The 9,711-nt window shown below is 39.5% G+C and carries 3 protein-coding genes; 1 reads left to right on the forward strand and 2 read right to left on the reverse strand.

Translation table 11 applies throughout. The features are described 5' to 3' along the window. On the forward strand, window positions 1–242 hold a 242-nt coding region (locus IM485_RS12625; protein ID WP_287743448.1), incomplete at its 5' end, for a hypothetical protein. Here the strand turns inward: IM485_RS12625 and IM485_RS12630 are convergent. Together IM485_RS12630 and IM485_RS12635 are read right to left on the reverse strand one after the other, a co-directional pair. Beyond that, window positions 232–2,235: an ABC transporter ATP-binding protein/permease gene (locus tag IM485_RS12630; protein WP_287743449.1), complete on the reverse strand. Its 2,004-nt coding sequence runs from the start codon at window positions 2,233–2,235 to the stop codon at window positions 232–234. The two genes, IM485_RS12625 and IM485_RS12630, sit on opposite strands and share 11 nt — an antisense overlap. A gap of 63 nt (window positions 2,236–2,298) precedes the next feature. After that, on the reverse strand, window positions 2,299–9,711 hold the full coding sequence (locus IM485_RS12635) for a non-ribosomal peptide synthetase (protein WP_287743451.1): 7,413 nt from the start codon (window positions 9,709–9,711) through the stop codon (window positions 2,299–2,301).

The following is a 9,711-nucleotide window of genomic DNA, read 5'->3' on the forward strand; positions in this document are numbered from 1 at the left end:
TGCCCGAATGCTTCGCCCCTACAGGACGCGGGCCGATGAAGACGCAAGGTTTGGAAGCACAATTCTCTCAAAATCTTGCACCTGTGGGAGCGAGAAAAGCCACAAAAACCTTACCTTGCCTACATTTCACATTTATTCAGCCAACCCTAATTATAATCAGCTACTTAACACAAGAAAAACTAAATTCAGTTCAAAGAGGCGCGATCGCCCCTTTGTTAGAGTCATTTAAAGTTAAGTTCTGAGCCACTTTAATATCTGAGGATTTTTGTCATAAAGGTAGGTAAAACCATCCTTGGCTGTAATCACCTTCCCTCGACTGGCTTTACTCCGAATGCTAGAGAGTGATAGGTCTGTTAATAATTTCATTTCCTGATGGGAAAATCCTTCAAGAGAATAGACTATTTCTGGTTCTGATCCATTATTGATGGTAATATCGGGTGTTATGGAATTGTTACTCGGAGCATTAGTAAACATTTCTCGCGCTTTTTTAAGGCGATAATCTTGAACACTTAAGAGTTCCCAACTAGAGTCAGCAGAAAGTTCTAAAACCCATTGATGGTAATTAAATAGACTTTCTCGATGACCCACACTAATAAAGGTTGTCTTGCGAGTTTGTAATTGCTCGTATAAAATGCCCTCATTTGTTAAATCTAAGGCACTGGTCGCCTCATCTAAAATGGTAAAACTCGGAGGATTCACTAACAATCGAGCAAAGGCTAGGCGTTGTTGTTCACCGAGGGAGAGAATGTTTTCCCAGGGTTTTTCGGAGTCAAAGTCATCCACCCGATTTAGCACATTTTGCAAATTGACTTGTTGTAATACTGCTTGAAGTTCGGTATTGCTCATCTCACGATTGGTTAGAGGATACAGCAATTGTTCCCGTAAGGTTCCCAAAATAATGTAGGGACGTTGAGGCAAAAAGAGAATTTCTTCTAGGGGAGGACGCACTAAACGCCCAGTGCCAGCATTCCATAAACCGGCAATCGCCCTTAATAAAGAACTTTTACCTCGACCACTGGGCCCGACAATCAATAATCCTTCACCTTTTTGAACAGTAAGAGATAAATCCTCAACAATCACTTTTTCATAGTCAGGGGTTTCTAGGGTGACGTGTTCAAAGGCAAAATGATTTTCTTCTATGGTTGTAATTGTGCTGGCATTATCGGCTTGTTTAGTCACAGTTTCTAAGGCATTAGAAAATTCATTTAAACGTTCTACATAACTAGAAAAACGTCCTGAAGTACCAAATTCTGTAATTAATTCTCCCAGGGCCGATGCAAACATAAAACTAGCTAATGAAGCTTGCTCAACTTGTCCATAATCAATTTCTCCTCTAAGATACAAAGGGCCAAGGACTAAGAAGGGAAAAAACTGAATGACGGAACGATAGCCCCGACTAAAAATTTCATTCCCTTTTTCCCAATTAATTTTATTTTTCGTATCATTGATAACTTCCTGAAAACGTCGCTGAATAATATTTTGTTCCTCTTTTTCTCCCCGAAAAAAAGCAATAGATTCTGCATGAGTCCGAACATGGGTTAAGGCATAGTTATAATCTGCTTTTGATTGCAGTTGTTCCTGATTGATCTTGCTTAATTCTTGATTTAGATAGGCGGCAATAAAATTACCGATAATCGTGTAAAACAGTAGCGGAATAGCAATCTGTCGAGAAATTGACCAAACTACCGCTAAAAAAGTTAGCATTTCCAAACTTTTTTCCAAAAAAGTGGCCGAGAAACTAATAGCATTTGTGGCGATCGGTTCAATTTCCTGGGCTAGACGTTGATCGGGGTTATCAATGTCAGATTGAAAGTTAATTTTATAATAGGCACGATTACTAAAATATTTCTCTACAATCTGGGTATTTAACCATTGATACCAATCTAGGGCAATTTTTTTGCGAATATCTTTGGTGAACCCTGCCAGCAGCGTTACACAGATTAATCCGATCGCATAGACAGTTAATGTACTGGCAAATTGAGACGCATCTTTTTCTTGAACAATGACATCAATTAAACGACGATTAACAAAACTGTTAAAAGCCGTGACGGCGACTAATCCTACAATCAAAAAGATGAGCAGTGATAGCATTCCCCAGGAACGAATAACCTCAGAAAAGCTTCTTTTATTTGATACAGTGGGATACCAATAGGGTTGGGCGATCGCCTTTACATCCCTTAAAAATTGGTTAAAGGAAGCAAGGGCATTGGCACTAGAAGCTGTTTGGGTTGTCATACTTGTCCTCTGACCGGTGAACGATCATTCATTTTAAACAATAATCAGGTCTTTTTGAAAGTTTTAGGCTAGGTAGCTATTGAGTTTTTCAGCGAGGACTGGATTTTTAATTAAACCGTAGTGATCGCCGCTAATCCATTGAGATTGCAAGTCATTGATTACTTGATGCCAACCAGGATTTTTAATAGAACTGTCTTCCGCTCCTAAGAAAACACTTCTACCCAGATACGTCTTGGGAGAATAGCTGCTCAAAGCTTGGTGATTAATCTGGAAAACTTTAAACCAGTTTTTAATCTGCTGCTTCCCAAAATCTGACGGCAAAAGATTCGTCTCTTGACTCCAAGTAATAAACTTGTCTAGTAATTCGTCTGATGTAAAATGAGCAAGTTCACTCCCAGAGAAAGAGATTTCTTGATTAAATATACTTGCTAAATCTCTGATGAAAGAATAGGCAATATTGAGATCTTCATTAAATTCTTCTGTCAGGGAATTAGCATAATTTTTCTCCCTATTAACTGAATTAAGTAAACTGGGAGAATAACTATCTATTAAAGCCAGTAAAGCAACTTCTTGACCTTGGGTCAATAATTGTTGGGCGATTTCAAAGGCAATTACTCCTCCCATTGACCAACCTCCTAAATAGTAGGGACCAGAGGCTTGAACAGTTTGTATTGCTTCAATATAAATCATTGCCATTTCTTCAATAGAGGCTACAGTTTTTTCTAATTCACTTAGCCCTAATGATTGTAATCCATAAAACGGCTGTTTCGTTCCTAAATTACGAGCTAAATCGACATAACACAGCACATTACCACCAATGGGATGAACAGCAAAAAATGGGGTCTTATTACCTTGAGACTGGATAGCAATCAACGGTGAAGAGGCTGGCTGAGTTGTTTCTTGCGCTAGTAATTGAGCTAGACTTGCTATGGTTCCATTTTGAAAAAGACTGGTTAATGGTAAACGTTTATCTAACTTTTGTTCAATACGATTGATCAGACTGACTGCTAACAAAGAATGACCGCCTAATTCAAAGAAGTTTTCCTGAATACCAATATCATTAATGCCTAAAATCTCTGACCAGATTTGAGCTAATTGTAATTCCACTAAATTACGCGGGCAAATTTTAGGAATATTTTTTCTGGTCTGATCATCGGGTATAGGTAAGGAACGGCGATCGCATTTGCCACTGGGGGTTAAGGGTAAATTATCTAAAATAACAAAGGTATTAGGAACAAGATAGGCGGGTAATTGATTCGCCAAGAATTGACGCAGTTCGCTAGTAGTTATCTGGGAGTCAGAAGTAAGAACCACATAGGCAACTAAGCGCTTATCGCCAGGAGTATCTTCGCGGACAATTACCGCCGTATTTTGCACATCGGGACATTGACTCAGAACCGTTTCAATTTCTCCTAACTCAATGCGAAAACCGCGAATTTTTACCTGATTGTCAATGCGTCCTAAATATTCAATATTGCCATCGGGTAAATAACGAGCTAAATCTCCCGTTTTATAGAGTTTTGATGGTTGCTCTACCCCCTTATCAAGGGGGGTTAGGGGGGGATCAAAAGGATTAGGAATAAACCTTTCCGCCGTTAATTCAGGACGATTTAAATAGCCCCTTGCCACCCCGACTCCACCAATGTATAACTCTCCTGACACTCCCACCGGCACCGGCTGTAAAAAGGCATCTAAAATATAAATTTGGACATTGGCGATCGCCTTGCCAATCGTGACCTTTAAATCATCTTGATAACATTGTCCAATCGTGGCACAAACACTCGCTTCCGTTGGCCCATAGGCATTAAAAAAGTTTCTACCGACTGACCATTGTTTAACCAAATCCAGAGAACAAGCCTCACCCGCCACAATTAAGGTTTGTAAGTTGGGTAATGATTCCTTGGGTAAAACCACTAAAGCTGAAGGCGGCAAAGTCACATGAGTAATTCCATTCTTTACTAACCGTTCAATTAATGGCTGACCTGGCAATAAATCATTTTTTTGAGCAAGATAAAGCGTCGCTCCAGAACCAAAGGTCATCAAAATTTCTGAAATACAAGCATCAAAACTAAAAGAAGCAAATTGCAGCACACGACTGTTATGGTTGACTGCAAAAGATTGAATTTGAGCAAGAGCTAAATTAACTAAACCCCGATGTTCAACCATCACCCCTTTAGGCTTACCCGTAGAGCCAGAGGTGTAAATCACATTGGCTAAATTAGAAACAGTTAGTCCGTTTTGAAGATTATCTTGACAATATTGAGCAATTTGCTCTTCAATCTCATCTAAACAAATAAGAGTTGCTTGATAGGGAGGCAATTTTGCTAATAAAGAACTGTGGGTAATCAAAAAAGAAGCTTGACTATCTTCTAACATAAATAGAAGACGTTCAGTGGGATAGTCAGGAGCAAGAGGGAGATAAGCACCACCCGCCTTGAGAATGGCTAATAAGCCGATAATCATTTCTAAAGAACGTTCTAGGGAAATACCGACTAAAACTTCTGCTCCCACGCCTAAAGTTCGTAAATAATGGGCTAACTGATTAGCTTGATGATTTAATTCAGTGTATGTTAATGATTGCTCCTCAAATACCACCGCGATCGCATCGGGAGTCCGTTCAACTTGCGCTTCAAATAATTGATGGATGCACTGCTCTTGAGAATAATCAACTTGAACACCCTGGTTTTTAATCAATAATTGCAGTTTTTCCTCTTGCGTCAGCAAAGACAACCGTAAAACTGACTTCGTTGGAGCGGCAACAATATCTTCTAACAAGGTGACAAAATGTCCACTCATTCGCTCAATGGTTGAGCCATTAAATAGATCGGTGTTATATTCCCAAACCCCAATCAATCCTTCCTCTAGATTCTCCATTGATAAGGTTAAATCAAATTTAGCAGTCTTATTTTCCATCGGTAGAGGACAAACCTTTACATTTTTAAGTTCTAGATCAGCCACTGGTGTATTTTGCAAAACAAACATTACCTGAAATAAAGGGGTATGACTGAGATCTCGTTGAGGGTGTAGTGCTTCTACTAACATTTCAAAAGGTAAATCTTGATGGGCGTAGGATGCTAAAGAAACCTCTCTAACATGGTTTAGCAAATTTTGAAAACTTAAATCATTATCTAAACTCAATCTCAGAACTAATGTATTAACAAAAAAGCCGATTAATCCCTCAATTTCCTTACGATTACGGTTAGCAATAGGAGAACCAACTAAAATATCTGCTTGTCCTGTATAACGGTAAAGTAAGGTAGCAAAAGCAGCCAGGAGAGTCATAAATAAAGTCACTCCATGCTTCTGACTTAGTTGATTCAATTTTTGGCTTAATGGCTGAGAAAGTTTAAATTCTTGATGAGAACCAATAAAAGTTTGGATTGCGGGCCTAGGTCTATCTGTCGGTAAAGGTAAAAAAGCAGGAGCATTTGCTAATTGTTTGCGCCAATAATTCAATTGATTACTTAAAATTTCACCTTGTAACCAATTCCGTTGCCAGACCGCAAAATCAGCATATTGTATTTTAATAGGCGTTAAAGATGAGGGTAAACCCTGATTATAGACAGCGTAAAGATGAGTTAGTTCTTGAAAAAATACTCCAATTGACCAGCCATCGCTAACAATATGGTGCATGGTCACGAGTAGATGATATTCTAGCGGTGATCGCACGAATAAAGTAGCACGAAATAAGCAATCTTGAGCAAGATTAAAGGGCTTTTCAGCTTCCGCAATTTCCAGAGATTGAGTGTCGGTTAAATTTTGACAATCAACAACAGACAATCGCCAATTAATAGTAGGGTGAATAATTTGAGTGGCTTGACCATTAACCATTATAAAATTTGTGCGTAAAGCTTCATGACGGTTAATAATTTCTTTTAAGCTTTGCTCTAAGGCAGTAATATTTAATGTTCCTTCTAGTCTTACGGCTCCCCCTACATGATAAAAGGCGCTGTTAGGTTCTAATTGATCCAGAAACCATAAACGTTGTTGAGCAAAAGATAACGGTAAGTTAATATTGTCGGTTCTGGTTAGGATCGGAGGAGCAGAAATGACCTGTTGAGATTGCTCAATTGTTAGGGCCAATTCAGCAATAGTGGGAGCGGTAAAGAGACTACGCAAAGGTAATTCGACTTGAAAAGTTTCACGCAGACGGGACATTACCTGGGTAGCTAAAAGGGAATGCCCCCCCAATTCAAAGAAATTATCTTCTCTGCTGACTCTTTCTATCTTGAGAACTTGCCCCCATATTTGAGCCAGAATTTCTTCAGTGGGGGATTTAGGGGCAATATAGTCATTTGATAACGCTTGTGTTTCGGGTATAGGTAAGGAACGGCGATCGCATTTGCCACTGGGGGTTAGGGGCAAATCATCTAAAATAACAAAGGTATTAGGAACAAGATAGGCGGGTAATTGATTCGCCAAGAATTGACGCAGTTCGCTAGTAGTTATCTGGGAGTTGGAAGTAAGAACCACATAGGCAACTAAGCGCTTATCGCCAGGAGTATCTTCGCGGACAATTACCGCCGTATTTTGCACATCGGGACATTGACTCAGAACCGCTTCAATTTCTCCTAACTCAATGCGAAAACCTCGAACTTTTACCTGATTGTCAATGCGTCCTAAATATTCAATATTGCCATCGGGTAAATAACGAGCTAAATCTCCCGTTTTATACAAATTTGACGGCTGCTCTACCCCCTTATCAAGGGAGGTTAGGGGGGGATCAAAAGGATTAGGAATAAACCTTTCCGCTGTTAATTCAGGACGATTTAAATAGCCCCTTGCCACCCCGACTCCACCAATGTATAACTCTCCTGAAACTCCCACCGGCACCGGCTGTAAAAAGGCATCCAAAATATAAATTTGGACATTGGCGATCGCACGACCAATGGGAGGAAGAAGCGGCCAATTCTCTACTGGATTTGTCAGGGTAAAACTGGTAACAACATGACTTTCTGAAGGACCATAATGATTGTGTAAAGTACAATTTTCTAAGTCTCTAAACCAAGCAGCGATCGCTGGTGTAATTTGTAATTGTTCTCCTGCTGTGATTACTTCCCGTAAACTGCTTACCAAAAATTTACGACTAACGCTGACTTCTGCTAATTGCTGTAGAGCAACAAAGGGTAAAAATAGCCTTTCAATTGCTTGCTTTTCCAGAAAATCTAATAAGGCGGAAGTATCTCGTCTTAGTTCTTCTGTGATCAAAACTAATGTTCCTCCAGCAGACAAAGTGGCAAAAATTTCTTGAAAGGAAACATCAAAACTAATCGGTGCAAATTGTAGCGTTTTAGCCTCATTAGTAACCGTCGTATTTTGCAATTGCCAAAGAATCAGATTGCACAGGGCTAGTTGACCCATCATCACCCCTTTGGGCTGTCCTGTTGAACCAGAAGTATAAATAACATAACCCAGATTATGGGGCTGTACCTCAAGATTCAAATTCTCTCGACTAAACTCAGCGATAGTGGGCGAGTCCCTATCTAAATAAACTCGTGTTGCTTGATATTCAGGCAGTTTTTCCACAAGTTTCTCTTGACTTAATAGCACAGAAATTTGAGCATCTTTTACCATAAAACTTAAACGTTCCATCGGATATTCGGGGTCAAGAGGTAAATAGGATGCTCCCGCTTTCAGAATGCCTAAAATTCCTATTACCATTTCTAAGGAACGCTCGACACATAAACCGACTAGACAATCAGCTTTTACTCCTAAAGAACACAAATAATGAGCCAAATGATTAGCTCGCTCATTCAGTTCTGCATAGGTTAGTTGTTGATCTGCAAAGATTACTGCTACAGAATCAGGCGTTAATGAGACTTGTTTTTCAACTAACTGATAGATAGATAATTGGGGCTTATTTGAAGTTAACTGTTTTGCTAAATAGTCAGCATGAGTGTCATTCCAAGATGATAATAGATGAATCTCTGCCATTGTCAACAATGGTAATTGTTTAACCTTGGTTTGAGGATTGGTAATAATTTCCTTGATTAAGTGGTGAAAATTTTGTCCCATTCTCTGAATAGTAGTCGCATCAAATAAGTTGCTACTATAGAGCCAAATCCCCTCTAAACCTTCTGGCTTTTCCCAATAGTGGACTTCCAGATCAAATCTGACAGTTGCTTCCACTGACAAGGATAAATTTTCAATATTTAAACCTGAAAGATTCCAATCATCTTGAGAGGTATTTTGTAGCGCAAACATTACCTGTACTAAAGGATTTCTGCTCAAATCACGGTCAAGTTGTAGCTTTTCTACTAACATCTCAAAGGGTAGGTCTTGGTGAGCATAACCCTCTAAAGTTGTCTGTTTAACTTGTTCTAATAATTCTAAAAAACTGGGATTTTCTGATAAGTTAATTCTTAAAGCCAAAGTGTTGGCAAAAAAGCCAATTAAAGGTTCGATCGCTGCTTGATTACGATTAGCGATCGGAGAACCCACCATCAGATCAGATTGACCACTATAACGAGATAGCAAAACGCCGAAACCGGCCAACAACGTCATAAACAGGGTTGCGCCATGATCTTGACCTAACTTTTTAAGACCTTGAGTGACATTTTGATCCAGTTGAAAACGCTCAACTCCTCCTTGAAAAGTTTGTATTGCTGGGCGGGGTTTATCCGTTGGCAAAGTAAGAACAGGAGAGACTGTTGCTAACTGTTCTTGCCAATAATTGAGTTGTTTATCTAAGACCTCACCTGAGAGATATTGACGTTGCCAAACCGCAAAATCTGCATACTGAATAGACAACGCAGGGAGAGGATTGGCTAAGTTCTTTAAAAATGCTTCGTATAGAGCCGATAATTCCCGAATTAAAATGCCAAAAGACCAGCCATCATAGATAATATGGTGCATTTTCAACAGTAGCACCGACTTCTGGGGACTCAATTGCAATAGCTTAAACTGAATCAGTGGCCCCACCGTTAAATCAAAAGCTTGTCCTGCTTCCAATTCTGCTACTTGTTGAATTTTAGCTGATTGTTCATTTTCGTCTAAATCTTGATAATTATCAACTTTTAACTGAAAACGACTAGGAAGTGCAATTTTCTGAATCGGTTCCCCTGAAACAGTGGGGAATGTTGTTCTAAAAATTTCATGGCGGTTAATTAATTCCCCCAAACTCTGCTCTAGCACAGTCAGATTGAGATTCCCCTCAATTTGCAATATTTCCACGGTATTGTAGGAACGACTATCAGGGGAAAGATAATGTAAAAACCATAAACGTTGTTGAGCAAAAGACAGGGGTAAATGACCGTCTCTAGCGACAGGTTTAATAGGCAAATGAGCGGTACTTTTAGACTGTTTGGCCCGTTGTAAAAATTGTAATAATTCCAGTTTGCGATCACCAATTTCTTGACGGAGTGCTGGGGTCAAAATTCCTTCGGGAGCCTGACAGCGTAAGCGGTTTTCATCAGCTTCTAAAGTAATGCCTAAATCCCGTAGATAACAGACAAATTCAACAATCTTTTTCGTCAT

Source organism: Microcystis sp. M169S2, from assembly GCF_020245865.1.
Taxonomy (GTDB): domain Bacteria; phylum Cyanobacteriota; class Cyanobacteriia; order Cyanobacteriales; family Microcystaceae; genus Microcystis; species Microcystis ichthyoblabe_A.

What these genes read in the sequence shown, in the direction of transcription:
- IM485_RS12630 (WP_287743449.1), bottom strand. Translation starts at nt 2,235, where the DNA reads ATGACAACCCAAACAGCTTCTAGTGCCAATGCCCTTGCTTCCTTTAAC.
- IM485_RS12635 (WP_287743451.1), bottom strand. Translation starts at nt 9,711, where the DNA reads ATGACGAAAAAGATTGTTGAATTTGTCTGTTATCTACGGGATTTAGGC.